Consider the following 413-nt stretch of genomic DNA (forward strand, 5'->3'; position numbering starts at 1 on the left):
CTGTTGGTACTTCAATTATAGCCGGTGGGGCTCATTTTGTCTTTAAAAAAGAAACATCCCTCGACCATTTTTTTCTCAAAATCGGTCGAGGGATGTATTCATTTTAGGGGAGTTTTTTCCCAGCCCCATTAAAACAACACGAAAAAACAAAAAAAATGGTAATTACTACAATCAAGTCGGAGGTGAGTATATGTCTGACAAAGAACGCGTAGAAATACGTATGCCAAAAGTTATTCTAGAAAAAGTAGACGCATACCAAAAAGAAAATGGACTGCCTACAAGAACAGCAGCTATCCTTGAACTAATAAGAAAAGGTCTTGAGAAATAACTTCAAGCTATCGCTTGACCGAAATTCATCTCCCACTTTCACTGGTGCTTCGTACCCATACGTTTAGAAGTGGGAGACTTCTTTC

1 protein-coding gene is annotated in these 413 nt (G+C 38.5%); it reads left to right on the top strand.

What is annotated here, in order from left to right; genetic code table 11:
* The first annotated feature begins 190 nt into the window (after positions 1 to 190).
* Positions 191 to 328 (top strand): ribbon-helix-helix domain-containing protein, encoded by a 138-nt coding sequence (locus ACYQ2O_RS12890; protein WP_170068874.1) that lies wholly within the window; start codon positions 191 to 193, stop codon positions 326 to 328.
* Positions 329 to 413: the final 85 nt, after the last annotated feature.

Source organism: Alkalibacterium sp. m-11 (assembly GCF_054658155.1).